25 protein-coding genes and 1 tRNA gene are annotated in these 26,347 nt (G+C 64.7%); 10 read left to right on the forward strand and 16 right to left on the reverse strand.

The features are described from left to right. Window positions 1–22 precede the first annotated feature (22 nt). A tRNA-Val gene (locus tag Q7O19_RS09520) sits at window positions 23–97 on the reverse strand. A 69-nt stretch (window positions 98–166) separates the two neighbouring features. On the opposite strand from Q7O19_RS09520, the gene Q7O19_RS09525 reads away from it, so the two are divergent. The 5 genes from Q7O19_RS09525 to Q7O19_RS09545 are packed head-to-tail and all read left to right on the forward strand — an operon-like array spanning window position 167 to window position 4,445. Then, window positions 167–1,624 carry a sodium/solute symporter gene (locus Q7O19_RS09525; RefSeq protein ID WP_303810177.1) on the forward strand — a complete coding sequence of 486 codons (1,458 nt, stop codon included), beginning with the start codon at window positions 167–169 and terminating at the stop codon, window positions 1,622–1,624. A 25-nt stretch (window positions 1,625–1,649) separates the two neighbouring features. Further along, entirely contained in the window at window positions 1,650–1,871 is a 222-nt protein-coding gene (locus Q7O19_RS09530) for a DUF6356 family protein (protein WP_273462406.1), read from the forward strand. Between the two features lie 32 nt (window positions 1,872–1,903). Further along, window positions 1,904–3,118, forward strand: coding sequence for a serine hydrolase (locus Q7O19_RS09535; RefSeq protein ID WP_303810178.1), 1,215 nt, complete (start codon window positions 1,904–1,906; stop codon window positions 3,116–3,118). A 23-nt stretch (window positions 3,119–3,141) separates the two neighbouring features. Then, window positions 3,142–4,008 (forward strand): glutathione-dependent disulfide-bond oxidoreductase, encoded by an 867-nt coding sequence (yghU, locus tag Q7O19_RS09540; protein WP_303810180.1) that lies wholly within the window; start codon window positions 3,142–3,144, stop codon window positions 4,006–4,008. Further along, a complete protein-coding gene (locus Q7O19_RS09545; protein WP_303810182.1) occupies window positions 4,005–4,445 on the forward strand; it encodes a PaaI family thioesterase in 441 nt (146 codons plus the stop codon). Before yghU ends, Q7O19_RS09545 begins: the two co-directional genes overlap by 4 nt. Here Q7O19_RS09545 and Q7O19_RS09550 read toward each other — a convergent pair. The 5 genes from Q7O19_RS09550 to Q7O19_RS09570 form a co-directional block, all read right to left on the reverse strand. Next, window positions 4,442–5,167, reverse strand: a complete 726-nt coding sequence (locus tag Q7O19_RS09550; RefSeq protein ID WP_303810184.1) for a hypothetical protein — start codon at window positions 5,165–5,167, stop codon at window positions 4,442–4,444. The two genes, Q7O19_RS09545 and Q7O19_RS09550, sit on opposite strands and share 4 nt — an antisense overlap. 71 nt (window positions 5,168–5,238) lie before the next feature. Beyond that, entirely contained in the window at window positions 5,239–7,848 is a 2,610-nt protein-coding gene (metH, locus tag Q7O19_RS09555; protein ID WP_303810186.1) for a methionine synthase, read from the reverse strand. Continuing rightward, on the reverse strand, window positions 7,845–8,894 hold the full coding sequence (locus Q7O19_RS09560) for a homocysteine S-methyltransferase family protein (RefSeq protein ID WP_303810187.1): 1,050 nt from the start codon (window positions 8,892–8,894) through the stop codon (window positions 7,845–7,847). The genes metH and Q7O19_RS09560 overlap by 4 nt, the downstream gene beginning before the upstream one ends. Further along, a complete protein-coding gene (gene metF, locus Q7O19_RS09565) occupies window positions 8,891–9,823 on the reverse strand; it encodes a methylenetetrahydrofolate reductase [NAD(P)H] (protein ID WP_303810189.1) in 933 nt (310 codons plus the stop codon). Before metF ends, Q7O19_RS09560 begins: the two co-directional genes overlap by 4 nt. Continuing rightward, window positions 9,820–10,779 (reverse strand): metalloregulator ArsR/SmtB family transcription factor, encoded by a 960-nt coding sequence (locus Q7O19_RS09570; RefSeq protein ID WP_303810191.1) that lies wholly within the window; start codon window positions 10,777–10,779, stop codon window positions 9,820–9,822. Before Q7O19_RS09570 ends, metF begins: the two co-directional genes overlap by 4 nt. Window positions 10,780–10,874: 95 nt before the next feature. Here Q7O19_RS09570 and Q7O19_RS09575 point away from each other — a divergent pair, with 95 nt between their 5' ends. Continuing rightward, on the forward strand, window positions 10,875–11,633 hold the full coding sequence (locus tag Q7O19_RS09575; RefSeq protein ID WP_303810193.1) for a VacJ family lipoprotein: 759 nt from the start codon (window positions 10,875–10,877) through the stop codon (window positions 11,631–11,633). Window positions 11,634–11,667: 34 nt separating this feature from the next. On the opposite strand, the gene Q7O19_RS09580 is transcribed toward Q7O19_RS09575, so the two are convergent. Next, window positions 11,668–12,297, reverse strand: coding sequence for a class I SAM-dependent methyltransferase (locus Q7O19_RS09580; RefSeq protein ID WP_303810194.1), 630 nt, complete (start codon window positions 12,295–12,297; stop codon window positions 11,668–11,670). 56 nt (window positions 12,298–12,353) lie between these two features. Here Q7O19_RS09580 and Q7O19_RS09585 point away from each other — a divergent pair, with 56 nt between their 5' ends. Next, a complete protein-coding gene (locus Q7O19_RS09585; protein ID WP_303810196.1) occupies window positions 12,354–12,509 on the forward strand; it encodes a hypothetical protein in 156 nt (51 codons plus the stop codon). A 198-nt stretch (window positions 12,510–12,707) separates the two neighbouring features. On the opposite strand, the gene groL is transcribed toward Q7O19_RS09585, so the two are convergent. Together groL and groES are read right to left on the reverse strand one after the other, a co-directional pair. Continuing rightward, window positions 12,708–14,354 (reverse strand): chaperonin GroEL, encoded by a 1,647-nt coding sequence (groL, locus tag Q7O19_RS09590; protein WP_303810198.1) that lies wholly within the window; start codon window positions 14,352–14,354, stop codon window positions 12,708–12,710. A gap of 51 nt (window positions 14,355–14,405) precedes the next feature. After that, a complete protein-coding gene (gene groES, locus Q7O19_RS09595) occupies window positions 14,406–14,690 on the reverse strand; it encodes a co-chaperone GroES (protein ID WP_022679188.1) in 285 nt (94 codons plus the stop codon). Between the two features lie 201 nt (window positions 14,691–14,891). On the opposite strand from groES, the gene Q7O19_RS09600 reads away from it, so the two are divergent. Beyond that, window positions 14,892–16,328 (forward strand): S41 family peptidase, encoded by a 1,437-nt coding sequence (locus Q7O19_RS09600; protein ID WP_303810200.1) that lies wholly within the window; start codon window positions 14,892–14,894, stop codon window positions 16,326–16,328. On the opposite strand, the gene Q7O19_RS09605 is transcribed toward Q7O19_RS09600, so the two are convergent. From Q7O19_RS09605 to Q7O19_RS09630, 6 genes are read right to left on the reverse strand one after another with little or no spacing between them, the layout of a single operon-like run. Further along, window positions 16,325–17,335, reverse strand: coding sequence for an NADP-dependent oxidoreductase (locus Q7O19_RS09605; RefSeq protein WP_303810202.1), 1,011 nt, complete (start codon window positions 17,333–17,335; stop codon window positions 16,325–16,327). The two genes, Q7O19_RS09600 and Q7O19_RS09605, sit on opposite strands and share 4 nt — an antisense overlap. Then, complete coding sequence (locus Q7O19_RS09610) at window positions 17,332–17,595, reverse strand: helicase HerA-like domain-containing protein (protein ID WP_303810204.1); 264 nt, start codon at window positions 17,593–17,595, stop codon at window positions 17,332–17,334. Before Q7O19_RS09610 ends, Q7O19_RS09605 begins: the two co-directional genes overlap by 4 nt. Window positions 17,596–17,620: 25 nt before the next feature. Continuing rightward, entirely contained in the window at window positions 17,621–18,541 is a 921-nt protein-coding gene (locus Q7O19_RS09615; protein ID WP_303810206.1) for a carbon-nitrogen hydrolase family protein, read from the reverse strand. Beyond that, on the reverse strand, window positions 18,538–19,581 hold the full coding sequence (queG, locus tag Q7O19_RS09620) for a tRNA epoxyqueuosine(34) reductase QueG (protein ID WP_303810208.1): 1,044 nt from the start codon (window positions 19,579–19,581) through the stop codon (window positions 18,538–18,540). Before queG ends, Q7O19_RS09615 begins: the two co-directional genes overlap by 4 nt. Beyond that, window positions 19,560–20,327, reverse strand: a complete 768-nt coding sequence (locus Q7O19_RS09625) for an alpha/beta hydrolase (protein WP_303810210.1) — start codon at window positions 20,325–20,327, stop codon at window positions 19,560–19,562. Before Q7O19_RS09625 ends, queG begins: the two co-directional genes overlap by 22 nt. Further along, window positions 20,321–22,582, reverse strand: a complete 2,262-nt coding sequence (locus Q7O19_RS09630) for an NADP-dependent malic enzyme (protein WP_303810211.1) — start codon at window positions 22,580–22,582, stop codon at window positions 20,321–20,323. The genes Q7O19_RS09625 and Q7O19_RS09630 overlap by 7 nt, the downstream gene beginning before the upstream one ends. 147 nt (window positions 22,583–22,729) lie before the next feature. On the opposite strand from Q7O19_RS09630, the gene mutS reads away from it, so the two are divergent. Continuing rightward, the gene (gene mutS, locus Q7O19_RS09635) at window positions 22,730–25,279 is read left to right on the forward strand and encodes a DNA mismatch repair protein MutS (RefSeq protein WP_303810215.1); all 2,550 of its coding nucleotides are present in this window, start codon (window positions 22,730–22,732) and stop codon (window positions 25,277–25,279) included. Window positions 25,280–25,392: 113 nt separating this feature from the next. Here the strand turns inward: mutS and Q7O19_RS09640 are convergent, their stop codons facing one another. Continuing rightward, window positions 25,393–25,998, reverse strand: coding sequence for a DUF2238 domain-containing protein (locus Q7O19_RS09640; RefSeq protein ID WP_303810212.1), 606 nt, complete (start codon window positions 25,996–25,998; stop codon window positions 25,393–25,395). A gap of 101 nt (window positions 25,999–26,099) precedes the next feature. Here Q7O19_RS09640 and Q7O19_RS09645 point away from each other — a divergent pair. Next, the coding region (locus Q7O19_RS09645; RefSeq protein ID WP_303810213.1) for a hydantoinase/oxoprolinase N-terminal domain-containing protein at window positions 26,100–26,347 on the forward strand (248 nt) is incomplete at its 3' end.

A 26,347-nucleotide genomic window follows, 5' to 3' on the forward strand; every position in this document is an offset into this window, starting at 1 on the left:
CAGGAAGACAATGGCGGCGGCGTGGTGGGCGCTGAGGGTTTCGAACCCCCGACCCTCTCGGTGTAAACGAGATGCTCTACCGCTGAGCTAAGCGCCCAAGCCGCCGGTGAAGCCATCGGTCGTCCGCCCCTAGCCGCGCCGGGCCGTTCGTGCAACCTTGGCCCTAATGGCCACACTCGACACCACGCAAACCGCCGTTTTCATCGCGCTGACCATTGCCATGGCGCTGGCCACCATCTGGCAGGTGCGGCGCATGGGCCGCAAGCAGGGCACCCGCAGTGCCGCTGCCGACAACCGCGAGTATTTTCTTGCTGGCGGCGGGCTGACCTGGCCCTTCATCGCCGGCTCCATCACCCTCACCAACCTGTCCACCGATCAACTGGTTGGCATGAACGGCCAGCAGATGCTGCTGCTGGCCTGGTGGGAACTCTCCGCCGTGGCCGGCCTCGCCATCCTGGCTCTGGTGTTCCTGCCGGTCTATTATCGCGAGGGCTGCACCACCACGACCGAACTGCTGCAGAAACGCTATAACTCGCCGGCCTTGCGGGCCCTCGTCTCGGCGCTGTTCCTGGCCGGCAATCTGCTCATCTATCTGCCGATCACGCTCTACACCGGCGCGCTGTTCCTGCGCACAGTGTCGGGCGCCGATTTGCCGCTGCTGCCGCTGGCGGCCGTGCTGGGCGTGGCAGGCTCGCTCTATGCCATCCTTGGCGGCCTGCGCGCCGTTGCCGTTTACGACACGATCGCCGGGTTGGGCGTGCTCGGATCGGCGCTGGCCATCGTCTGGCTGGCGCTGCAGGCCATCGGCTTCGATTTTTCCGGCATCCCGGCTGAACGCCTCACGCTGGTTGGCGGCCCCGAAAGCCCGATCCCGTGGCCCACCCTGCTGACCGGCATGATCTTCATCCAGACCTTCTATTGGTCCACCAACCAGAACATCACCCAGCGCGCCATGGCCGCGCCCAGCTTGCGCGAAGGCCAGAAGGGCGTGTTTGTCGCCGGCCTCATCCGGCTGTGCATCGTGCCGGCCATCGTCGTGCTGCCCGGCATCGCCAGCTACAAATTGTTCGGGTCCTTGGGGGACAGCGCCTACGGCCGCATCGTTGCGGAAGTGATGCCCACCTGGGCCTCCGGCGCGTTCGCGGCCTTCATGGCGGCGGCCGTGCTCACGCACTACACCTCGATCCTCAACAGCACTACGACCCTGTGGGTGTGCGACATCCACGAAGCCTATATCAACCGCAATCCCAATGTCGGCCGGCTCAACACCTTCATCTCATTGGGTTTCGTCGCGATTTCCATCGCGCTGGTGCCGCTCTACAGCGGCGCGGCTTCAATCATCAACCTGGTCCAGCAGCTGAACGGCCTGCTTTCCATGCCGATCCTCGCGGCCTTCATCTGCGGCCTGGTGTTCACTGGTATCCGTGCCAGCGCCGTCATGCTGGCGCTGGTGTTCGGCGTTGGGCTCTATGCCGTGTTCACCTGGGCGTGGACGCCGACCCACTATATCCACCTGATGCTGGTGACGTTGCTGGCCACGATCGCGGTGGCGCTGGCCATCAATCGCCTGATGGGCGGCACGGCACGGTTGCGGCATCGCGCGGCTGCGGCCAATATGGCTTGACCGATTCACCGCTCACGAGGTTCGCATGTTCACCCGCCTGTTTCTCGAACACCCGCGCGTCGTGAACGAAACATATACCGAGCATATGGGCGCCGCCTTTGGCGTGGGCGGCCGCATGTTCTTCGCCAGCCTGAAATGCTTTGTCCACGGGCTGATCCCCGGCCTGTACAAGACCGCCGGATCAGACGCGATCTGCGAGCTGCACCGCCAGGTGGCACCGCGCAAATACGACCAGCCGACTTTCTGATCGGCCGCAACAACAGTGGGGGGATACACGCGATGACCGATACATTGGGGCTGTCGCCAGACCGGCTTGCCCGGCTGGATTCGCATCTGGCGGAAAAATACATCGCCACCCGCCGCCTGCCCTGCACCCTGTCGCTGATCGCCCGCCACGGCGAGATCGCCCATCTCCACACGCAGGGTCTTGCCGATGTCGAACGCGGCATCCCGGCCCGCGACGATACGATTTTCCGCATTTATTCGATGACAAAGCCGATCACCTCGGTGGCGCTGATGATGCTGGTCGAACAGGGCAAGATCGCGCTCGACGATCCGGTGGCGAAGTATATCCCGGAATGGAAGAACCTCGGCGTGTTCGTCGCCGGCACCCACAAATTGGGCTTCCAGACGCACCCCTGCACGCGCCCAATGCAGGTGGTCGATCTGTTCCGCCACACCGCCGGCCTTACGTATGGCTTCCAGCTGCGCACGAACGTGGATGAAGCCTATCGCCGCGAAAAGATCGGAGAGATCGAGAAGGCCGGCACGCTGGAAGACATGATCAAGACGCTTGCCAAGCTGCCGCTGGAATTCTCGCCCGGCGACGCCTGGAATTATTCGGTGGCAACCGATGTGCTGGGCTGGCTGGTGCAGGTGGTTTCCGGCCGCCCGTTCGAGCAGTTCCTGGCCGACGAGATTTTCGCGCCGCTGGGCATGGTCGATACCGGCTTCCACGTGCGTGAGGGCCAGCAGCACCGCTTCGCCGCCTGCTATCAGCCCGACAAGACCGGCACCATCACCCTGCAGGATGATCCCACCAAATCCTCCTACCTTACAGCGCCAAGCTTCATTTCCGGCGGCGGCGGGCTGGTGTCGACGGCGAGCGATTATCTGCAGTTCTGCCGAATGCTGCTGAACGGCGGCACCCTGAATGGCAACCGGATCATCAGCCGCAAGACCCTCGATCTGATGACCGCCAACCATCTGCCCGGCGGCGTCGATCTGCCGGCCATGAGCCGCAGCCTGTTTTCCGAAGCGGCTTATGATGGCGTTGGCTTCGGCCTCGGTTTCGCCACCAGCACAGCGGCCCACAAGACGCTGATGCCCGGCAGCAACGGCGATTATTTCTGGGGCGGCGCCGCCAGCACCTTCTTCTGGATCGATCCGGAGGAAGATCTGATTGGCATCTTCATGACCCAGCTGATCCCTTCGAGCACCTGGCCCGTGCGCAAGGAAATGCGCACCATGGTCTATGCCGCGCTGGACGATTGATCCCTGCCCCCGGAGACTGACTGATGACTGATTATGTGCCACCCAAGGTCTGGACCTGGGACAAGGAAAGCGGTGGGCGTTTTGCGGCCATCAATCGTCCCATCGCCGGCCCCACCCACGACAAGGCCCTGCCGGTCGGCAAGCACCCGATCCAGCTCTACAGCCTGGGCACGCCCAATGGCGTGAAAGTGACCGTGTTGCTGGAGGAACTGCTGTCGCTGCGCCACGCGGGCGCCGAATATGATGCTTGGCTAATCAACATCGGTACCGGCGATCAGTTCGGCTCCGGCTTTGTCGCGGTCAATCCCAACAGCAAGATTCCGGCCATGGTGGACCACAGCGCCACCCCGCCCACCCGCATCTTCGAAAGCGGTGCCATGATGGTCTATTTGGCGGAAAAATTCGGTGCCTTCCTGCCGACGGACCAGCACGCCCGCACCGAAGCGCTGAGCTGGCTGTTCTGGCAGATGGGCTCGGCGCCGTTCCTGGGCGGCGGCTTCGGCCATTTCTATGCCTATGCCCCCACCAAGCAGGAATATCCGATCAACCGCTATGCCATGGAGGTGAAACGGCAGCTGGACGTGCTCGACCGGCATCTGGCGGACAACGACTATATGGCGGGCAGCGAGTACAGCATCGCCGACATGGCGATCTGGCCCTGGTATGGCGCGCTGGCGCTGGGCCTGCTTTATGACGCCGGCGAATTCCTCGATGTGGCGAGCTATACCAACGTCATCCGCTGGACGAAGCAGATCGGCGCCCGCCCGGCGGTGAAGCGCGGCCGCATGGTGAACCGCGCCTTTGGCGATCCGGCCAGCCAGTTGCACGAGCGCCACGACGCCAGCGATTTCGATACGAAAACCCAGGACAAGATTGGTATACCCGCGTGACCGAGGCAGCCGCATTTCCCCAACCGCCCGACACTGGCCCCGAAGGCTCCCTGCCCCACAGCCTCGCGCAGCGCCGCATCGTCCGGTTCGAACCGGGCCATGCGGTGATCGAATATGAAGTGCTGCCGGCCATTTGCCATAGCAGCGGCGTCGCGCAGGGCGGCTTTGTCGCCGGCTGGATCGATGCAGCCATGGCGCACGCTGTGATGGCAAAATACGGCTTCGACCGCGTGCCGATCAGCCTTGAACTCAAGGTGAGCTATTTCGCCCCCGCCAACCCCGGCCGCGTGCTCGCGGAAGCCTGGCTCGAAAAGGCCGGCGGCCGCACCCTGTTTGCCGAAGGCCGGCTGACGACCCTGGATGGCAAGGTTCTGGCCAAGGCAAGTTCAACGATCAGCTTGATCGATGCCGCCAAGGTGGCAGCAAAGATGGTCTAATTGCCCGGCGGGGTGATCATGATCCGGATGCTCACCCACGTGCCCACCTGATAGTCGCCGTTCACCCGCGGCGGCTTCACGCGGAACTGCCAGGCGGCCTCGTTCACCGCATAGCCCATGCCGGAGCCGGGTGATTCACTGATCGGGCGGCAATCTTCCACCTTGAAGCGCGGCGCGGTTCGGCAGGCGATCAGGCCAAAGGCCCCTGGCCCGGAATAACGCGCCTTGCGCAGATAGAAGGCCAGTTCCGCATCGGTTGGCTCACGCTGCCATTCGGCGGCGTACAGCTTGCTGCCATCGGGCGCGACGCCCACCACCGCACTGTCAGGCGGGCCGGCTTCGGCCATCTGCGCCGGCGCGCTTTCGGCAGACGGCACCTTGCTTAGATCAAAGTCTTTCAGCGCCGGATCGCCAAAGCTCCATTTGGCCGGCGGCGCATCATCAACGGTCACCATCGGCTTGGGCTGCGGATTGCTGGGGGCCTTCTGCGCCTTTTGCTGCTGCTGCGGTTTGGGCTGGGCGCGTTGCGGTGTGGGCGCAGCGACATTCACCGCCACCATGCTGGTGATGCCCGGCTTGCCCTTGGGCAGCGGCGGCGCCAGCAGCAACAGCAGCAGGATCAGCCCAACATGCAGCGCGATCACCACCGCCAGCACCGGCACACGCCGCCGATCCGCCCACCAATTGCGCGGGCGGGCCAGAAATCCGGTCGGAACCGGCAAGGAGGCGGGGGCGTTCACTATAGGGGCGGTGGGCAGGGTTGCCTTCCATAGGCCGCCCCGGCCCTGCCCGGCTAGTCGAGATTTGGCCGCAGCAACTGGGTGGCGCGTTCGCGGCTCACGCCGAGACGGCTGGCATAGTCCAGCAACTGGTCTTCCCCGATGCGGGCGACGCCGAAATAGGCGCTTTGCGGGTGCGCTAAGTAGAAGCCAGAAACGGCCGCCGTCGGCCACATGGCAAAACTGTCGGTCAGGGTGATGCCGGCCCGCTCTTCCACGCTCATCAGATCGAAGATGTGGGTTTTCAGGCTATGCTCCGGACAAGCCGGATAGCCCGGCGCCGGGCGGATGCCGGTGTAGCGTTCGCGGATCAGATCATCACACGACATCTTGTTGCCCTGCTCATGCCCCCAGATCTCGCGGCGCACCCGCTCGTGCAGATATTCGGCAAAGGCCTCCGCCAGGCGGTCGGCCAGCGCCTTCAGCAGGATATCATTGTAATCGTCGTGCGCAGCCTTGAAGCGCGCCAGTTGCGCATCGATGCCCTCACCGGCCTGCACGGCGAAACAGCCCAGCCAATCGGCCTCCGGATTGATGAAATCCGCCAGGCACATGTTGGCGCGGCCATCCCGCTTGGCGATCTGCTGGCGCAGGAAGGGCAGCCGGGCCAGCGGCGCGGTGCGGCTTTCATCGCCGAACAGCACGACATCATCGCCCTCGCGCCGCACCGGCCAGATGCTGATCACGCCCTTGGGATGCAGCCATTCCTCCGCAACGATACGCTTCAACATCGCCTGTGCGTCGGCAAACAGGCTGGTGGCGCTCTCGCCCACAACGGCATCGGTGAGGATCGCCGGATAATTGCCGTGCAGTTCCCAGGCGCGGAAGAAGGGCGTCCAATCGATGTAGGGGATCAGCATCTCCACCGTCACATCGTCGATGGTCATCGTGCCGGTGAAGTTCGGCTGCACCGGCGGGTGCGCGGCGAAATCGGTCGCAAAGCCATTGGCCCGCGCCTGTTCCAGCGGCACCAGCGCCGATTGGCCACCGCCGGCGCGTTGGATGCGGATCTTTTCATATTCGGCCGCCGTTTCGGCCACCAGGGCCTCCTTCAGCGTATCCGAAACCAGCGTGCCCGCCACACCCACGGCGCGGCTGGCATCCAGCACGTGCACCACCGGCCCTTCATAGGCCGGCGCGATCCTGAGCGCGGTGTGGACCCGGCTGGTCGTCGCCCCGCCGATCAGCAGCGGCATGGTCATGCCCGCGCGCTGCATTTCGCTGGCGACATGCACCATTTCATCGAGGCTGGGCGTGATCAGGCCGGAAAGCCCGATCATGTCGGCATCATGCTTCACCGCGGCATCCAATATGGTCTGCGCCGGCACCATCACGCCGAGATCGATCACCTCGAAATTGTTGCACTGCAGGACCACGCCGACGATATTCTTGCCGATATCGTGCACATCGCCCTTCACGGTCGCCATGATGATGCGGCCCTTGGAGGATGAACCCTCGGACTTTTCGGCTTCGATATAGGGCAGCAGGTGCGCCACCGCCTTCTTCATGACGCGGGCGGATTTCACCACCTGCGGCAGGAACATCTTGCCGCTGCCGAACAGATCACCAACCACGTTCATGCCGGCCATCAACGGGCCTTCGATCACCTCAATTGGCCGCGCCACGGTCAGGCGGGCTTCCTCGGTGTCCACTTCAACAAAGGCGTCCATGCCCTTCACCAGCGCATGTTCAAGCCGCTTTTCCACCGGCCATGTCCGCCACAATTCGGCAGCCGGATCGGCGGCCTTTTGCGGACCGCCCTTGAACTTGTCGGCCACGGCCAGCAGGCGATCGGTGGAATCTGCGCGGCGGTTGAGCACCACATCCTCGCACAGTTCGCGCAATTCCGCATCGATCGCGTCATACACGTCAAGCTGCCCGGCGTTGACGATGCCCATGTCCATGCCCGCCTGGATGGCATGATACAGAAACACGCTGTGCATGGCCCGGCGCACCGGTTCGTTGCCGCGGAAGCTGAACGACAGGTTGGAAACGCCGCCCGAGATATGGGCATGCGGGCAGCGGGCGCGGATTTCACGGCAGGCCTCGATGAAATCGACGCCGTAATTGTTATGCTCCTCGATGCCCGTCGCCACCGCGAAAATGTTGGGATCGAAGATGATATCTTCCGGCGGGAAGCCGATGCCGGTGAGCAATTTGTAGGCGCGTTCACAGATCTCGATCTTGCGGGCAGCAGTGTCGGCTTGGCCCTGTTCGTCGAAGGCCATCACCACCACGGCAGCGCCATAACGCAGGCACTTCTTCGCTTGAGCGAGGAACGGCGCCTCGCCTTCCTTCATGCTGATCGAATTGACGATGCCCTTGCCGGCCAGGCACTTCAGCCCGGCTTCAATCACCGTCCATTTCGATGAATCGACCATCACCGGCACCCGCGCGATGTCCGGCTCGGCCGCGATCAGGTTCAGATAGGTGACCATGGCCGCTTCGCTGTCGAGCAGGCCTTCGTCCATGTTGATGTCGATGATCTGGGCGCCGTTTTCCACCTGTTGGCGCGCGACTTCCACGGCCGCCGTGTAATCGCCGTTCAGGATCAGCTTCTTGAACGCAGCCGATCCGGTGACGTTTGTGCGCTCACCGATGTTGATGAAGGATGCAGTCGTCACTCGGCAAACCTGTGGGCTTCAAGGCCGGTCAGATACAGGGCCGTTTCGGGGTGGGGCACCATGCGCGGCGGCAGGCCAGCAACCTGACGCGCCATGGCGGCGATATGCTCCGGCGTGTTGCCACAGCAGCCGCCAACGATATTGACCAGGCCTTCATCAGCCCAGCCGCGGATGAAGCCCGCCGTCGTCTCCGGCTGCTCATCATATTCGCCCAGATCATTGGGCAGGCCGGCATTGGGATAGGTCATGATCAGCGTGTCGGCTTGGCGGGCCAGCGCCTGAACGTGCGGCCGCAGTTCAGTGGCGCCAAAGGAGCAATTGAGCCCCACCGCCACCGGCTTCACATGGCGGATCGAGTGCCAGAAGGCCTCCACCGTCTGCCCGGAAAGGTTGCGACCGGACAGATCAGTGAGCGTCATCGACAGCATCACAGGCACGACCGAACCGCGCGCATCACCAGCTTCGGCCGCAGCAAAGGCGGCGGCCTTGGCATTGAGCGTGTCGAACACGGTTTCAATCAGGATGAAATCCACCCCGCCTTCCAACAGGGCCTCGATCTGCTCGCGATACACGTCCTTGACGCCATCGAACGTCACTTCGCGATAGCCGGGGTCTGACACGCGCGGAGACAGGGAAAGCGTCTTGTTGGTCGGCCCCAGCGAACCCGCCACCCAGCGCTGGATGCCATCGGCAGCGATCGCGGCGTCCACGCATTCGCGCATGATGCGCGCGGCGGCCAGGTTGATCTCGCGCACCCGGTCTTCCATGCCATAATCGGCCTGGCTGATGCGGTTGGCGTTGAAGGTGTTGGTGGCCAGTAGCCGCGCGCCCGCGGCGATATAGCGATTGCAGATGCCGGCAATCGCATCAGGCCGCGTGAGGTTCAGGATGTCGTTGTTGCCCTTCTGATCATGATTGCTGGCGATGTGGCCGGCATAATCAGCAGCGGTCAGCCCCAGATTCTGGATGGCGGTGCCATAGGGGCCATCCTTCACGATGATGCCCTGCGCCGCAGCGGCACGCAGAGATTCAGCAGCGCTGGTCATGCAGCAAGCTCCTGTGCCGGCCGCACGCCCAGCAGATGGCAGATGGCGTATGAGAGTTCAGCGCGGTTCAATGTGTAGAAATGGAAGTGCCGCACGCCGCCGGCGTACAGCCGGCGCGACATTTCGGCGGCCACGGTGGCGGCGACCAGCTGGCGGGCGGCCGGCTTGTCGTCCAGGCCGTCGAACAGGCGCCCCATCCACTCCGGCAGGTGCGTGCCGCAGCTCACCGCCATCTTCTTCAGGTTGGCATAATTGCTCACCGGCAGGATGCCCGGCACAAGTTCGATATCGAGGCCGGCGGCGGCCACCTTGTCGCGGAAACGGAAGAAGGTATCGGGTTCGAAGAAGAACTGGCTGATCGCCCGCGTCGCGCCGGCATCATGCTTGGCCTTCAACGCATCCAGATCTGCGGTAAGGCTGCCGGCTTCCGGGTGGGTTTCGGGATAGCAGCTCACCGAGATTTCGAAATCATGGCGGCGCTTCAGGGCGGCGACCAATTCGGCGGCGCTGACATAGCCACCGGGTACCGGCTGGAAGCCGGCCTCACCGCCCGGCGGGTCACCGCGCAGCGCCACGATATGGCGCACCCCGGCGGCCCAATATTCATCAGCAATCGTGTCGAGTTCTTCGGCCGTCGCGTTCACGCAGGTGAGGTGCGCGGCGGCCGGGATCGCTGTTTCCTGCACAATGCGCGCCACCGTGGCGTGGGTGCGTTCCCGGGTCGAACCGCCAGCGCCATAAGTCACAGAGACAAAGCGTGGGGCCAGCGGCACCAATGTTTCCACGGCCTGCCACAGGCTTTCCTGCATCGCCGGCGTTTTCGGCGGGAAGAATTCAAAGCTCACCGCCAGATCGCCCGGCAGATCGGCAAACAACGGGCCGTTCAGCGCCCGGGCGGCTTCGGCCATCTGATTGAGAGTCAGGCTCATGCTTCCACCTTTACGGCCGGCTTTGTCGCCAACCACAGTGTCACGCCCAGTTGATCCGCGGCTTCAGCCGGCAGCCGCCGCGCCACGTCGCCGGCCAACCCGGCGTCGGCCATCCAGCCCAGCACTGCTTCATCGGCAAAGCCCAGGCGCAGGTGGCGGCGTTCCACCCGCAGTTCCTCGCGATTGTGCGGCATCAGATCGATCACCAGCAGCCGGCCACCGGGCCGCAGCACACGCGCGGCCTCCGCCATGGCGGCGGCGGGATTGTCGGCAAAATGCAACACCTGGTGCAGCACCAGCGTATCGGCGCTCGCGGGGCTGAGCGGCATTTCATACATGTCGCCGGCCTGCACGCGGGCGCTGGCCAATCCCACCGCTTCCAGCCGGTTGCGCGCGATGCGCAGCATTTCCGGGTTGCGATCCAGCCCCAGCGCGCTGCGGGCGCGCGGGCCCAGCAGTTCAACCATGCGCCCGGTGCCGGTGCCAACATCGACCAGATCGCCCAGATCACCGGCCAGCGCGGCCACGATGGCTTGTTCCACCCCGGCCTCGCGGGTGTGCAGGCTGCGTTCCTGCTCCCATTCGCCGGCGTGGGCGGCAAACCAGCTGTCCACCGCTGCGGCGCGATCGGCACGCACCTGGCCCAACCGTGTACGATCGCTGGCGCCCAGATCGGCAGCGCCAGGCACCACGGTCGCCAGCGCCTCGACCGCGCTCAATGCCGGACCGCTGATCGCCGCCGGGCCCAGCCGCACGAACACCCAGGCGCCTTCGCGCACCCGCTCCACGAGGCCTGATTCGGCCAATATGCGTAAGTGGCGGGACACGCGCGGCTGGCTTTGCTGCAACACCTGGGCAATCTCGCCCACGGCCAGCTCCATGCCCTTCACCAGCAGCAGGATGCGCAGCCGGCTTGGATCACCGATGGCACGGAAGATGGCGAGAAGTGGTTCCATGGCGGCCTCTTTACACGCACTTAAAGGCATAAAGCAATCTTTATGTGATGGGTCGCAATTGAATAAACCGACGCTTCGTGCAAAGCTTCCCTGCCATGCGCTTCAGCCCCCCACTCGCGCTTGCAGCCCCGCTACTGCTTGGGTTGCTGCTCTCGGCCTGCGCCTCCACCGGCAGTACTGATCTCGCCCGTGCAGAGGCCGATCCGTGGGGGAAGAGCAACCGCCGCGTCCACGCCTTCAACAAGGGCCTTGATCGCTGGGTGATGAAGCCCGTCACCAGCGGTTATCGCGCCGTCACCCCCAAACCGGTGCGCACCGCCGTTACCAATGCTTACGGCAATTACGGCGAGCCAGCAAACTTCCTCAACAGCGTGCTGCAGGGCAAATTTGCCCAGGCCTTCCGCACGCTGGATCGCTTCCTGATCAATTCCACGCTCGGCATCGCCGGCGTAATGGACGTCGCCACCAATCTCGGCCGCCCGCGCGAGGCCGAGGATTTCGGCCAGACGCTGGCGCGCTGGGGCGTCAAATCCGGGCCCTACATGGTGCTGCCGCTGTTCGGCCCGTCCACCTTGCGCGATGGCATCATGACGCCGGTGGATTTCTTCGTTGATCCCGCCGATTTCGCCCGCAACGCTTGGCTGCATCCCGGCTGGGGCGTGCGCATTGCCGTGGCCGGCGGGCGCGTCATCAATTTCCGCAACACGCTAATCGAAACCGGGGCGGACAAGTTGCTGGCCGACAGCCTGGATGATTACACGCTGGCCAAATCCGCCTGGCTGCAACGCCGCCGGCTGCAATTGTTCGATGGCCAGTTGCCCGCCGAGGAACACCCGTTCGCCGAGCCAGCATAAGAACCGCCCGCCGAGCCCCCGAAGGCAGAGCCGCCTAAGCCTTGATGGCGCTGCCCATCACCAGCGGCGTGAGCTTCTTCAGCGCACCGAAGGCATATTCCTCTTCCTGGCGCGGCATCGGATCAAGGCTGAACCCGGCATCGCGCACCAGTTGCGCCGACGGGCGATTGAGGTTGCAGCCCACGCCCACCACCTTCTGAATGGGGTTCAGCCGCTGCTGCCAGCGCTGCCGTTCCGGATCGTCGGACAGCACATGCTCCATGAACAGGAAGCGCCCGCCTGGCCGCAGCACCCGCTTCACCTCGGCCAGCACCTGGCCGACATCCTGCACACTGCACAGCGTGAGGCAGCACACCACCGTGTCGAAGCTGCCATCGGCAAACGGCAGCTTCTCCCCCGCGCCGGGGACGGATTTGATCGGCACCGGCGAGCCCGCCAGATGCGCCGCCGCGCGCCGGTTCATGCCTTCAGATGGCTCCACCACGGTGAGGCTGCTCACCTTGGCGGGATCGTAAAAAGGCAAGGTCGCTCCTGAGCCAAAGCCGATTTCCAGCACCTCGCCCGTCGCCTGGCTCACCAGCGCCTGGCGCCGCCGCATGATGTTGGGATGGCCCAGCGCCTTGTCGAGCAGCCACGGGAAGATGGTTTCGGAATAAAGCCCCATGGGTGAGATCGTTGCACGGGGTTGGCGCGCTGCCAAGCCAAGGCTAGTGTCAGGTCATGCGGATCATGCTTGCCCTCGTCGCCCTGTTGCTCGTGTCGTGCAGCAAGGAAGCCGCTGCGCCGGCTGGCAATGAGCAGGCGGTAATCGACAAGGCGAATGCGGATGTGATGGAGGCGGAGGCGGAGGCGGAGGCGGAGGCGGGCGCCAAGTAGGGCGTGCGGGCGCGGCCGGCAGCGGAGCCGCCGAGTCCGCTAAGCGGGTTAAGGGCAAGAAGAGAAGAAAGAGCGTGGCAGAGCCACGCCGTCAGACGAATCAAAAAAGGGCGGCCTTCGGGGCCGCCCTTTTTCGTTCGCTGGCCGGATCTCGCCGAGTCTGGGAACAGTGCTGCGCACTGTTCCCAGACGTCTCGATCAGAAATCCATGCCGCCCATGCCGCCCATACCGCCGCCGGGCATGCCGCCGCCACCCTTGTCGTCAGCCGGCAGATCGGTGATCGCGGCTTCCGTGGTGATCAGCAGCGACGCCACCGAAGCGGCATCCTGCAGAGCGGTGCGGACGACCTTGGTCGGGTCGATCACGCCGGCCTTGACCAGGTTTTCGTACACGTCGGTCTGGGCGTTGAAGCCCACGGTCTGGTCGCCGCCTTCCAGCAGCTTGCCAGCCACAACGCCGCCATCATGGCCCGCATTGATCGCGATCTGGCGCAGCGGGGCCTGGATGGCCTTGCGCACGATATCGATGCCGCGGGTCTGGTCGTCGTTGGCGCCCTTCATGCCGTCCAGTGCACGGGTGGCATACAGCAGAGCCGTGCCGCCGCCCGGAACGATGCCTTCTTCCACCGCAGCGCGGGTGGCATGCAGGGCATCATCAACGCGGTCCTTGCGTTCTTTCACTTCGACTTCGGTGCTGCCACCAACCTTGAGCACGGCCACACCGCCGGCCAGCTTGGCCAGACGTTCCTGCAGCTTTTCACGGTCGTAATCGCTGGTGGTGATTTCGATCTGGGCGCGGATCTGTTCCACGCGCGCCTTGATCGCATCGGCAGCGCCTTCGCCGTCAACAATGACCGTGTTGTCCTTGTCGATGGTGACCCGCTTGGCCTTGCCCAGCATGGCCAGCGTGACGTTTTCCAGCTTGATGCCCAGATCTTCGCTGATCATCTCACCGGCGGTCAGCGTGGCGATGTCTTCCAGCATCGCCTTGCGGCGATCGCCAAAGCCCGGCGCCTTCACGGCAGCAACCTTCAGGCCGCCGCGCAGCTTGTTGACCACCAAGGTGGCCAGCGCTTCGCCTTCGATGTCTTCAGCGATGATCAGCAGCGGGCGACCCGACTGCACCACGGCTTCCAGCACCGGCAGCATTGCCTGCAGGCTCGACAGCTTCTTTTCGTGGATCAGGATGTAGGGGTTCTCAAGCTCCACCTGCATCTTTTCGGCGTTGGTGATGAAATAGGGGCTCAGATAGCCACGGTCGAACTGCATGCCTTCGACCACGTCCAGCTCGCTGTCCATGCCCTTGGCTTCTTCGACGGTGATCACGCCTTCCTTGCCAACCTTTTCCATGGCCTTGGCGATCATGTCGCCAATTTCGGTTTCACCGTTGGCCGAAATCGTGCCGACCTGGGCGATTTCCGACGAGCCCGAAACCGGTTTCGAACGCGCCTTGAGATCAGCCACAACCTTGATCACGGCCATATCGATGCCGCGCTTCAGATCCATCGGGTTCATGCCGGCGGCAACCGACTTCATGCCTTCACGCACGATGGCCTGGGCTAGCACGGTGGCGGTGGTGGTGCCGTCACCGGCAGCGTCGTTGGTCTTGGAAGCGACTTCGCGCACCATCTGCGCACCGAGGTTCTCGAACTTGTCCTTCAGTTCGATTTCCTTGGCCACCGACACACCGTCCTTGGTGATGCGCGGGGCGCCGAAGCTCTTTTCGATGACCACGTTGCGGCCCTTGGGACCCAGCGTCACCTTCACGGCATCAGCGAGGATATCAACACCACGGATGATACGTTCACGCGCATCACGACCAAATTTCACGTCCTTGGCAGCCATTTGCCTTGCTCCTTTGAATGTCTTTTGAAATCAGCGATCTGCGATCCGGGATTACATGATCCCGAGAATATCGCTTTCCTTCATGATCAGCAGGTCTTCGCCGTTCAGCTTGACCTCGGTGCCCGACCACTTGCCGAACAGGATGCGATCACCGGCCTTCACTTCCAGCGGCGTAACGGTGCCGTTGTCGGCGCGGGCGCCGGTGCCGACGGAGACGACTTCGCCTTCCTGCGGCTTTTCCTTGGCGGAATCGGGGATGATGATGCCGCCAGCAGTCTTGGCTTCGGCTTCGACGCGGCGAACCAGCACGCGGTCATGGAGTGGACGGAATGCCATGTTTCCCTCTTTCGATTTACAGTGTTTGCCAAATATCGACCGCTATTGGCACTCACCAGAAGCGAGTGCCAGCGGCTGAATTGGCATATGGGTCCGGCCTGCAGAGTCGTCAAGGGCCCGCCCACGCGAATGCGGGGCTGTCGCGAGAATGTCATTTTGCCGTCTGGACAACGCGGCACCTTAACCACCACAATCGCGTGCATGTTTCGCCCGCGTTCTGCCCTCACCTCCGCCCTTTGCGCCGCCCTTCTGCTGGCCGGATGCGGCGGCGGCGGTGGCAGCAGCAGTGGGCCGATCGCTGTCGCCCCTTCACCCACGCCGACGCCCACCCCGCAATGCACGCTGCGTGATCGGCAATTGTGGGCCGAAGCGCAGATCCGCGAATGGTATCTCTTCCCGGAAGACCTCCCGGCCAGCCTGTCGCCCGACGGCTTTGCCACCGTGCAGGCCTATATCAATGCGCTAACCGCCACGGCCCGCGCGGCGGGCAAGGATCGCTTTTTCACCTACATCACCTCGATCGCCGAAGAGAACGCCTTCTTCGCTTCCGGCCAGACGGCAGCGTTCGGCTTCCGCGTCACCTACGACGGCAATGCCCGGCGCGCCTTTATCCTTGATGCGTTCGAAACCGGCCCGGGCTTTGCTGCCGGCCTTGATCGCGGCGCCGAACTGCTCGCCATCGGCACCACGCCGGACACGCTGGTGCCGGTCGCCACCCTTTTCGCGCAGGGCGGAGCCACCGCGGTTTCAGATGCACTGGGACCGTCCCAGGTGGGCGTCACCCGCACCGTCCGCTACACGCTGAACGGCGTGGAGCAAACCATCACCATCACTCGGGCCGAGTTCAACATCCCGCCCATCTCGCCGCGGTTTGGCGTGCAACTGTTCGACGAGCCCGGCGGCAAGGTCGGCTATGTCAACCTGCGCAGCTTCATTTCCAGCGCCGAAACCCCACTGCGCGATGCCTTTGCTCGTTTCCGCAGCGAAAGCGTAACCCGCCTAGTAATTGATTATCGCTATAATGGTGGCGGGCTGGTGAGGATCGCCGACCTGTGGGGCGACCTTCTCGGCCAGAACCGGCTGGCGAGCGACGTCTACAGCTTCACCGTCTTTCGCCTGTCAAAATCGGCTAGCAACGTCAATCGCCTGTTCCGCAGCACGCCCGAAGCGGTGGCACCGACCGATCTCGCCTTCATCACCACCGGCACCAGCGGATCGGCCAGCGAACTCGTGCCCAACGCGATGCTGCCCTATTTCCAGAACCGGCTGACGCTGGTCGGCAGCAATACATCGGGCAAGCCGGTGGGCCAGATCGGTGTCGACCGCGCCGCCTGCGATGACCGCCTGCGGATCGTTGCCTTCGCCACCCAGAACGCCAGCCGCCAGGGCGAGTACTACAACGGCCTCGCCCCCTATCTGCCATCAAGGGGCGGCAAGACCTGCGCTGCCGCAGATCAGTATCAACTGCCGATCGGTCGCAACGAGGCGTCGCTAGCCACGGCCGTTTCGGCAGTCACCGGCGGCACGTGCAACGCCATCGCAGCAGACGGCGCCATCCGCGAGCAGTCACTTGGCCTGCAACCGCTTTTGGCCCGCGCGCCCAGTGCCGCGCAATGGCAAATGCCGGGGACTTTTTAGACACTCAGCAGCTGCTTGCCAAAATTCTTGCCCTCGAACAGGCGCCGCAGCGTCGCCGGGCAGTTTTCAAAGCCGTGCGCCATGTCCTCGGCTGTCTTCAGCTTGCCAGCCGCCATAAGCTTGGCTAACTCCGCCACGCCTTCCCCATAGCGCCTAGCGTAATCAAGGATGATGAAGCCCTCCATCCGCCCGCGCATAACCGTCAGGTTCATGTAGTTCATGAGGCCCGGTGAGCGATGCTCGGTGGTGTCGTTGTAACTGGAAATGCCGCCGCACAGCACAACTCGCGCCCGCAAAGCCAGATTGGCCAGCGCCGCATCCAATATCTCGCCGCCGACATTTTCAAACACCACGTTGACGCCCTTGGGGGCATGTTCGCGGATTTGGCGCGCGACATTGCCGGCGCGATAATCGATGCAGCCATCGGCGCCGGCCTGTTCGACCACCCAGCCGCACTTCTCTGCTCCACCGGCAATGCCGATCACCTTGCAACCCAGGGCCTTGGCCACCTGCACCACCACACTGCCGGTGGCGCCCGCTGCGCCCGATACCAGCACCGTGTCGCCCGCCTTGGGCTCGCCGATTTCGGTAAGGCCGAACCATGCGGTGAGGCCTGTCACGCCAAACACGCCGAGCGCCTGTTCCGGCGTGATGCCGGCACGCAGCTTGGTCACCGCGCCGGTTTCGGTCATCCCGTCAGTGAGCGCATGCTCCTGCCAGCCAAAGGTGCCCTGCACCACGTCACCGACCTCGAACCCCGGGTGCTTGCTCGCCACCACTTCGCCAATGCCGCCAGCGCGCACCACGCCACCAATCGGCACCGCCGGCAGATAGGTGTCGCCGCCCAGCCAGCCGCGTTGGGTGGGATCGAAGGAAAAATGGGTGAGCCGAACGAGGAACTGCCCCTCGCCCACGTCCGGCATCGGCACTGTGACCAGATCGAAATCGCTGTCTTTCAGCCTGCCATTCGGGCGGGATTTCAGCAACCAGCGGCGTGTCGTTGTCATTTAAATAGGCTCCCCAAAATACCGCGCACCAAGCTCTTGCCCACGCTGCCGGCCTTGGCCATGCCGGCGATATCGCCTTTCACATCGGCCAGGAACACCGGCACGCCGGCGCGGGCAAAGCCCTCGGCCAGACCCTGCAACGTCACCGTCTTGCCGGTGCCGGTAGCGGCGGCGATCAGCCCGTGGCGGTTGGCGCGTTTCAGCACCAGGCTTTGCGGGGCATCCTGATCCGACAGGCCGATGAACAGGGAATCGGTCATGCGTGAATCTCCTCAGGGCGCAGTTTCACCGGCTTGGGCGCGTCACGTCCAGCCTGAAGATGTCGGGCCGCGCATAATGGCCGGCGGCATCGAAATCGAAACGGGCGCGCACGATGTCGGCCAGATCGACTTCGGCCACCAGCAGCCCCTCGCCGCCGCGCAATGGCCCGGCCAGCACCTCGCCCATCGGCGACACGATGATGCTGCCGCCGCCGATGATCGGCACATCTGGAGCGCGGTCAATCAGCGTGATCGGTTCGCCCAGCGCTGTCTGTGTCGGCCCAAGCCACTGGCAGGCCGATATCAGAAAACAACGGCCTTCATGGGCGATGTGGCGCATGGCCACCTCCCATTGCGGCCGATCATCCACGGTGGGCGCCGCCCAGATCGTCACGCCCTGCCCGTACAGCGCTGCCCGGAACAACGGCATGAAATTTTCCCAGCAGATTACCGGCGCAATCCGGCCAATCGGGCTGTCGAACACGCGCACATCATCGGGGCCGCCCTGCCCCCAGATCAGCCGTTCAGCCGCTGTTGGCATCAGCTTGCCGCGATGCCCGGCAAGGCGGCCATCGGGGGTGAAATGCAGCGCAGAGCAGTGCAGCGTTGCGCCGGCCCGCACGATCGCTCCCACCACCATTGTGCAGCCCAGATCGCCCGCCAGCTCGCCCAGCGCCGCCACCTCCGGGCCGTCAATCTCGATGGCCTGTTCCCAATAACGCCGGAACGCCTCGCGCCCGCCCGGCGTGCGATAACCCAGCCGCACGCCAAAATCCGCACCCTTCGGATAGCCGCCAAACAGGGCTTCCGGCAGTACCAGCAGATCGGGATTGGCCGCCTTCAACTCGTCCCGCCGTGCCATCAGCGCTTCCAGCGTTTCGGCCGTGGTCACCCGGCTGCCGATCTGCAGCGCCGCCAATCGCGCCTTGTCCGTGGGTATCGTCATGCCGCCTCCAATCGTGCCATCGCCCAGCGTGCGGCATCGGCCACCACCGGATCATCGCTGCCCAAGTGCGCCTGCACCGCCGGGATAAGCGCGCCTTCCCCGCTGTTGCCCGCCGCATAGAGGCAGTTGCGGATGAAGCGGTTGACCCCGATGCGTTTGATGGCCGAGCCGGAGAAGAGCGCGCGGAACGCCGCATCGTCAAGCGTCAGAAGTTCCGCCAGTTTCGGCGCCGTCAGTTCCGCGCGCGGCAGGAAGGCCGGTTCTTCGGTCGCCTTGGCAAAGCGGTTCCACGGGCAGACGGAAAGGCAATCGTCACAGCCATAGATGCGGTTGGCCATCGGCTGCCGGAACTCTTCGGGGATCGGGCCTTTGTGCTCGATGGTCAGATACGCCAGGCAGCGCCGTGCATCGAGGCGATAGGGCGACGGGAAGGCCTGCGTCGGACACGCCGTCTGGCAGCGGGTGCAACTGCCGCAGCGATCCGCGTGCGGCGCATCGGCAGCGAGATCGAGCGTGGTGTAGATCGCCCCCAGGAACAGCCACGAGCCGTGCTGGCGCGACACAAGATTGGTGTGCTTGCCTTGCCAGCCCAACCCGGCGGCGGCGGCCAGCGGCTTTTCCATTACCGGGGCGGTATCAACGAACACCTTCAGTTCGCCGCCACCCTCCGCCACCAGCCAGCGCGCCAGCGTCTTCAGCCGTTTCTTGATCAGATCATGATAATCGCGGTTCCAGGCATAGACGGAGATGACGCCCGTATCGCCCTGCCCCGCCAGCCGCAGCGGATCGAGCGGCGGCGCGTAACTGGTGCCGAGCATGATCACGCTCTTCACATCCGGCCACAGGCCTTTTGGCGACGCGCGTTCATCGGCGCGTTCCGGCATCCAGATCATATCGCCGTGGCAGCCATCCGCCAGCCATTGCCGCAATCGCGCACCCGCTTCCGGGATCGCATCAGCCGTGGTGATGCCGATATCGGCAAAGCCTTGGGTAAGCGCCTCGGCCTTCAACCGGGCAATCAGCTCAGCGTTTTCAGCCAATCGACCACCATCGCCGTCACCCGATCTTCCAGTTCACCCCAGAGCAGCCAGTGCGGCGCGCCCGGCAGTTCCTGATAATCGATCTGGCCGGTGAGGTTGCGCGCCGTCGCCCGCGCAATGCCGGGCGGCGTGATGCGATCATTCAGGCCCACCACCACCAGCGCCGGCTGGTTCAGCCGGGCATAATCCACCCGCGTCACATTGCCGAACAACGGCGGCAGTGCCATTTCGGCCAGCACGCGGCCCGAATCCCACACCAGCGCATCAATCTCGCGGCGCGTCACATCCTCGGGCACGCCGTTGAAAATGCCCCAGCGCGCGCCGGCTTCGTCACACAGGGTCGGTTGTTCCCACCAGCCCCATTTCAGCACGACACTCTTCAGCGTCCTGAATGGATCAAGGCTGGGTGACTGGCTGTTGGCCGCCGCCGCCGGCGACAGCAGCACCAGGCCCGCATGCGGAATCCGCTGCGCCACCATCTGCGCCAGCAACCCGCCCATCGAATGGCCCAGGATCACCGGTGGCGCGCCCAGCTTGCCGGCTTCGGCGACCAGGTGATCCACGTAGGCCGTGATGGAAAGTTCCCCCAGCGCCGCGTGCGGCGGCAGGCTCACCGGCCGATCGTGGAACAGGATGCACGGCGCGTGGGTGCGATGGCCGGCTTCCTCCAGCACGGGGCGCAGCCGGTCAAACGTGGCCGGCGTCGACCACATGCCGTGGATCAGGAGGACGGGCGGTTTCAGCACACCACGCCCGTGGAGGCCAACACGCCCAGCGTAACGATATCCGATGCACTGCTGTTCATCGGCACGATCTGCACGGGTTTGGACATGTTGACCAGCATCGGGCCAACAACGCGCAGGTTGGCAACTTCCTTGATCAGTTTCGCCGCGATGTTGGCGCTGTGCAGGCCGGGCATGATCAGCACATTGGCCGGGCCGGAAAGCCGATTGAACGGATATTGCGCTCGCATCGCCGGGTTCAACGCCACATCGGCCGACATTTCGCCTTCATATTCAAAGCCGACCTGGCGATTATCAAGCAGCTTCACCGCATCGCGCACATTGTCGACAAACTCGCCGCGCGGATTACCGAAATTGCTGTAGCTCAAGAAGGCAACGCGCGGTTCCTGGCCCAGCCGGCGCGCCACCGCCGCTGTTTCGATGGCGATGGTGGCCAGCGATTCCGCCGACGGCCGCTCGGTCACCGTGGTATCGGCCACAAAGATGGTCTGCTGCTTGCCAACCAGCATGTGGATGCCGAATGGCCGCGTGCCCGGCACCGGATCGATGACCTGGCGCACCTGGCGATAGGTGGTGGCGAAATTGCGGGTGACGCCGGTGAGCATCAGATCAGCCTCGCCCATCGCCACCAGCAGCGCGCCGAACACGTTTCGTTCATGGTTCACCATGCGCTGCACATCACGGTGCAGCATGCCGCGGCGCTGCAGCCGTTCGTACAGATATTCGACCATGCGCGGCACCAGCGGCGAAATCGCGCTGTTGTGGATCTCGAAACTGTCGATGTCCTCCACGCCCAGCCGCGCCAGGCCTTCGCGCACCGGCCCCTCGCGGCCGACCAGCACAGGCGTGCCGTATCCACTGTTCTTCCAGTTCATCGCGGCGCGCAGCACCACATCCTGTTCGGCTTCGGCAAACACCGCCCGGCGCGGGCGGCTCTGGGCGCTTTCGATGGCGCCCTGCAGGATCGAGGTGGTGGGATTCAGCCGCCCGCGCAGTTCCTGGCGATAGGCGTCTTCATCAAAGAACGGCTTGCGTGCCGCGCCCGACGCCATAGCCGCCTTGGCGACGGCGGTGGGAATATGTTCGATCAGGCGCGGATCAAACGGCGCCGGAATGATATATTCCGGGCCAAAATTGCGTGCCTTGCCGCCATAGGCCGCGGCCACTTCATCCGGCACCGGCATGCGGGCCAGCGATGCGATGGCGTTGGCGGCGGCCAGCTTCATCTGCTCGTTGATGGCGGTAGCCCGCACGTCCAGCGCGCCCCGGAACAGATAGGGGAAGCACAGCACGTTGTTGACCTGGTTGGGATAATCGCTGCGCCCGGTCGCTACGATGGCATCGCCGCGCACCTTGTGCACTTCTTCCGGCGTGATTTCCGGATCGGGGTTGGCCATCGCAAAGATGATGGGGTTGGGGGCCATGCTGGCCACCATCTCGGGGCTCACGGCACCCTTCTGGCTCAGGCCCATGAACACGTCCGCGCCCACCATGGCTTCTTCCAGGGAGCGCGCCGACGTATCGGCGGCATGCGCCGATTTCCACTGGTTCATGCCCTTTTCGCGGCCCTTGTAGATAACGCCGCTGGTGTCACACATGATGACGTGCTTGACGCCATAGAGCTTGATCAGCTCGGTGCAGGCAATCGCCGCGGCCCCGGCGCCGTTCACCACCATCTTCACATCGGCCGGGTTGCGCCCGGTCAGATGCATTGCGTTGATCAGGCCGGCGGCGGCCACGATGGCGGTGCCGTGCTGATCATCGTGAAAGACCGGAATATTCATCCGCTCTTTCAACGTGGTTTCGATGATGAAGCATTCCGGCGCCTTGATATCCTCAAGGTTGATGCCGCCGAACGAAGGCTCCAGCAGTTCCACGCAGGCGATGAACTTGTCGACGTCCTCGGTGTCCACTTCCAGATCGATGCTGTCGATATCGGCAAAGCGCTTGAACAGCACCGCCTTGCCTTCCATAACCGGCTTTGATGCCAGCGCGCCAAGATTGCCCAGGCCCAGAATGGCGGTGCCGTTGGAGATCACAGCGACCAGATTGCCCTTGATGGTGTAATCATAGGCACTGTCGGGATCGGCGGCGATGGCGCGCACCGGGGCGGCGACACCGGGCGAATAAGCCAGGGACAGATCGCGCTGGGTCGCCATCGGCTTGGAAGCGACGATTTCGATCTTCCCAGCCTTGCCCATGCGGTGATAGGCCAGTGCCTCGCGGTCACCAAAGTCGTTGTCGTCGATGCTGCTCATTTTGCCATTCCACTGGTGATATGCCGCAGGGATAGGATTGTGGCCGCAAAGGGGCAAGCGCTTTGGCACAAACTGTGCCGCTTTCACGCGCCCCTTTGCACCGAACCGCCCGCGCGCTATCGCAGGGGCGTGACCGCCGCCTCCCCCATGATGACTCAATATCTCGGCATAAAGGCCGAGGTGCCGGACGCGCTGCTGTTCTATCGCATGGGTGATTTCTACGAACTGTTCTTCGAGGATGCGGTTGCGGCCGCCGCCACGCTCGACATCGCGCTCACCAAGCGCGGTGAACATGGCGGCGAGCCGATTCCGATGTGCGGCGTGCCGGTGCACGCGCACGAAAACTACCTCGCCCGCCTGATCCGCGCCGGCCACCGCGTGGCGATTGCCGAACAGGTGGAAGACCCGGCCGAAGCCAAGAAGCGCGGCAGCAAATCCGTCGTCGCCCGCGCCATCGTGCGCATCGTCACGCCCGGCACCATCACTGAAACTGCCCTGCTGGAACCCAAGCGCTCCAACTGGCTGGCGGCGCTGGCCGGCGACGGCGATGCGGCAGGACTGGCCTGGCTCGACCTTTCCACCGGTGGCTTCCACACCCGCGCTGGCAGCGTGGCGGAACTGAAAGGCGAAATCGCCCGCCTCGCGCCGGCCGAACTGCTGGTGCCAGAAGGCCACGCCACCAGGGGCACCACTCGCCCCGCCACCGATTTCTCCTCTGCCCGCGCCGAATCCACGCTGAAATCGCGCTTCGGCGTCGCCACGCTGGATGGCTGGGGCGATTTTTCCGGGCCTGAACTGGCCGCTGCCGGCGCGTTGCTGGCGTACGTCCAGGAAACCGCCCGCTCGGCCGCACCGCTGATCCTGCCGCCGCGCCAGGAACTCCCAGGCAGCCGCATGGCCATCGATGCCGCCACCCGCGCCAGCCTTGAACTGCAACGCACCGCCTCGCGCCACAGCCTTGAAGCCGCCATCGATCGCACCGCCACCGCCGCCGGCGCCCGCCAACTGGGCCAGGATATTGCGGCTCCCCTCACCGATCCCGCCGCCATCATCGCCCGGCTTGATCTGGTTGGCTGGTTCATCGCCGATCCGCTCACCCGCACCGGCACGCGCGACACGCTCGCTGGCCTGCCCGATATCGCCCGCGCACTCGCCCGCCTCACCATCGGCCGCTGGAGCCCGCGCGATCTCGGCCAGCTCGCCACCGGCCTCGCCCGCGCGCTGGCCCTGCGCCACGCGCTGACCACCCGCGCCGCGCCGCCGGAACTGCTCGCCGAAACCCTCGCCGCCATTGGCGCCGGCCTCGGCGCGCTCGTCGAACAACTCGCCAGCACGCTGGTGGACGAACCGCCCATCGAACTGCCCGGCGCCATCCGCCCCGGCTTCGACGCCGCGCTTGATGCGCTGCGAGACACATCCAAGGATGGCCGCTCCGCCGTGGTCGCACTCGAAACCCGTCTCAAATCCGAAACCGGGATCGCAGCGCTCAAGATCCGCCACAACAATGTGCTCGGCTATCATATCGAAGTCCCCGCCCAGCGCGCCGATCCGTTGCTGCGCGCCGACAGCGGCTTCATTCACCGCCAGACCATGGCCGGCGCCGTCCGCTTCTCCTCCCCCGAACTCGGCGAGCTCGGCACGAAAATCGCCCAGGCCGCCGATCACGCGCTCGCAGCCGAAGTGGCGCATCTGGAAGAATTGCGCGAAACGGCGCTGGCCCACACCGCCAGCATCGCCGCCACCGCCGCCGCGCTGGCCCGGCTGGACGTCGCTGCCGCGCTGGCCGAACTGGCGGCCTCTGAAAACTGGTGCCGCCCCACGGTAGACGCCAGCACCGCCTTCCATATCGAATCCGGCCGCCACCCGGTGGTCGAACTCGCCGTGCGCAAATCCGGCACCCGCTTCACCCCCAATGATTGCGATCTGTCGGCCGACCGGCGGGTCTGGCTCGTCACCGGCCCCAACATGGCCGGCAAATCCACCTTTCTGCGCCAGAACGCGCTGATCGCCGTCCTTGCCCAGGCCGGCAGCCACGTCCCCGCCGCGTCAGCGCATATCGGCGTGGTCGATCGGCTCTACAGCCGGGTCGGCGCCGCCGATGATCTGGCGGAAGGCCGCTCCACCTTCATGGTCGAAATGGTCGAAACCGCGGCCATTCTCACCGGTGCCACCAACCGCAGCCTCGTGATCCTCGATGAAGTCGGCCGCGGCACCTCCACCTATGATGGCCTCGCCATCGCCTGGGCCGTGCTCGAAGCCGTGCACAACGATCTGCAAAGCCGTTGCCTCTTCGCCACCCACTATCACGAACTCGTGCCCCTCACTGCCAAGCTCGCCAGCCTCGCCAGCGTCACGGTGAAAGTGCGCGAATGGAAAGGCGATCTCGTCTTCCTCCACCAGGTCGCTCCCGGCGCCGCCGACAAAAGCTATGGCCTGGCCGTGGCGCGCCTCGCCGGCGTGCCCGCCCCCGTCCTCGCCCGCGCCCACGCTGTCCTCACCCGCCTCGAAACCCGCCGCGATCAGACGGGCGGCATTGCTGCGGGCGTGGATTCACTCCCCCTGTTCGCCGCGCCCGCTGCGCCAACGGGCGACGACTTGCGCGAGAAGCTCGCCAGCATCGACCCCGACAACATCACCCCGCGCGAAGCGCTGGACCTGCTGGCGGACCTCAAAGCCCTGGCGGCACCGAAGAACTGAAAAGGGATGCCTCCGGCAGGCAGGGACTCGTCCCTGCACCCATAAGATTTTGAGCGGTCCTAACCAAAAACCTCCCGTCATGTTGGCGCAGGCCAGCATGACAGGCACTTGGGCTACAACGCCCCAATCTGCTGATCATGCACCCGCGTCAGCAGCACCAGCGCGCACGCCGCGCCGATAAGGCACATCAACATGTCCCACTGCGTGTCCCACACATCGCCCTGCGTGCCCAGAAACGCTTCCGCCCCCTGCCCCATCGTCTGCGCCGCGCAGAACTCGATCAACTCATACGTCGCGCTCACCGCCAGGCAGCAGGCCAGCACCAGCACCGTCAGCAGCTTGCCCGGCCGCAGTCCGCCCAGCCGGATCAGCAATTCGCGCAGCACGATGGCCGGCACGAAGCCCTGCATGAAATGTCCCAGCCGATCATAAGGATTGCGCGCCAGCCCCAGCAGATCCTGGGCGGCAAAGCCGATCGGCACGCGGGCATAGGTGTAGGCCCCGCCCAGCATCAGCACCAGGCCGTGCACGGCGATCAAAGCCAGCGCCAGCCGGGTGAGCGGAAACCGCCCGGCCGTCACCCACAGCAGCGGCAGCGCGATCAGGGCCGGTGCCACTTCCATTACCCAAGTGGCACGATCAAACGGCTGCCAGCCCGAAGCGGCAAGGCCGGCCAGCCAGGCCAGCGTGAGCGCCAAGAGCATGCGATGGTTGGTCAAGTGCAGCCTCCTTGCCCGCAACGCGTATCAGGCCCGGCGGCAGACGCAACCAAGCAGCTTCACCGCTTGACCCGTCGCCGCCGTCCCGCCACGAAAGACCGATGACGGGTTGGCAATTCTGGATTGATCGTGGCGGCACATTCACCGATATCGTGGCCTTGCGCCCCGACGGCGGGCTGGAGACGGCCAAGCTGCTCAGCCACGCGCCGGAGCAATATGCGGATGCCGCGCTGGCCGGTATCGCGCGGTTGCGGGGGGATGATCAGGCCCCAATTCAGGCCGTGCGGATGGGCACGACGGTCGCCACCAACGCGCTGCTCGAACGGCGCGGCCAGCCCACATGCCTTGC

Origin of the sequence: Sandarakinorhabdus limnophila DSM 17366 (assembly GCF_945882885.1) — a bacterium.
GTDB lineage: Bacteria > Pseudomonadota > Alphaproteobacteria > Sphingomonadales > Sphingomonadaceae > Sandarakinorhabdus > Sandarakinorhabdus limnophila_A.

Bases quoted from the DNA above. Each gene is read 5' to 3' on its own strand.
- Q7O19_RS09525 (WP_303810177.1), top strand. From the start codon at position 167: ATGGCCACACTCGACACCACGCAAACCGCCGTTTTCATCGCGCTGACC.
- Q7O19_RS09530 (WP_273462406.1), top strand. From the start codon at position 1,650: ATGTTCACCCGCCTGTTTCTCGAACACCCGCGCGTCGTGAACGAAACA.
- Q7O19_RS09535 (WP_303810178.1), top strand. From the start codon at position 1,904: ATGACCGATACATTGGGGCTGTCGCCAGACCGGCTTGCCCGGCTGGAT.
- yghU (WP_303810180.1), top strand. From the start codon at position 3,142: ATGACTGATTATGTGCCACCCAAGGTCTGGACCTGGGACAAGGAAAGC.
- Q7O19_RS09560 (WP_303810187.1), bottom strand. From the start codon at position 8,894: ATGACCAGCGCTGCTGAATCTCTGCGTGCCGCTGCGGCGCAGGGCATC.
- metF (WP_303810189.1), bottom strand. From the start codon at position 9,823: ATGAGCCTGACTCTCAATCAGATGGCCGAAGCCGCCCGGGCGCTGAAC.
- Q7O19_RS09570 (WP_303810191.1), bottom strand. From the start codon at position 10,779: ATGGAACCACTTCTCGCCATCTTCCGTGCCATCGGTGATCCAAGCCGG.
- Q7O19_RS09575 (WP_303810193.1), top strand. From the start codon at position 10,875: ATGCGCTTCAGCCCCCCACTCGCGCTTGCAGCCCCGCTACTGCTTGGG.
- Q7O19_RS09580 (WP_303810194.1), bottom strand. From the start codon at position 12,297: ATGGGGCTTTATTCCGAAACCATCTTCCCGTGGCTGCTCGACAAGGCG.
- Q7O19_RS09585 (WP_303810196.1), top strand. From the start codon at position 12,354: ATGCGGATCATGCTTGCCCTCGTCGCCCTGTTGCTCGTGTCGTGCAGC.
- groL (WP_303810198.1), bottom strand. From the start codon at position 14,354: ATGGCTGCCAAGGACGTGAAATTTGGTCGTGATGCGCGTGAACGTATC.
- groES (WP_022679188.1), bottom strand. From the start codon at position 14,690: ATGGCATTCCGTCCACTCCATGACCGCGTGCTGGTTCGCCGCGTCGAA.
- Q7O19_RS09600 (WP_303810200.1), top strand. From the start codon at position 14,892: ATGTTTCGCCCGCGTTCTGCCCTCACCTCCGCCCTTTGCGCCGCCCTT.
- Q7O19_RS09605 (WP_303810202.1), bottom strand. From the start codon at position 17,335: ATGACAACGACACGCCGCTGGTTGCTGAAATCCCGCCCGAATGGCAGG.
- Q7O19_RS09610 (WP_303810204.1), bottom strand. From the start codon at position 17,595: ATGACCGATTCCCTGTTCATCGGCCTGTCGGATCAGGATGCCCCGCAA.
- Q7O19_RS09615 (WP_303810206.1), bottom strand. From the start codon at position 18,541: ATGACGATACCCACGGACAAGGCGCGATTGGCGGCGCTGCAGATCGGC.
- Q7O19_RS09630 (WP_303810211.1), bottom strand. From the start codon at position 22,582: ATGAGCAGCATCGACGACAACGACTTTGGTGACCGCGAGGCACTGGCC.
- mutS (WP_303810215.1), top strand. From the start codon at position 22,730: ATGATGACTCAATATCTCGGCATAAAGGCCGAGGTGCCGGACGCGCTG.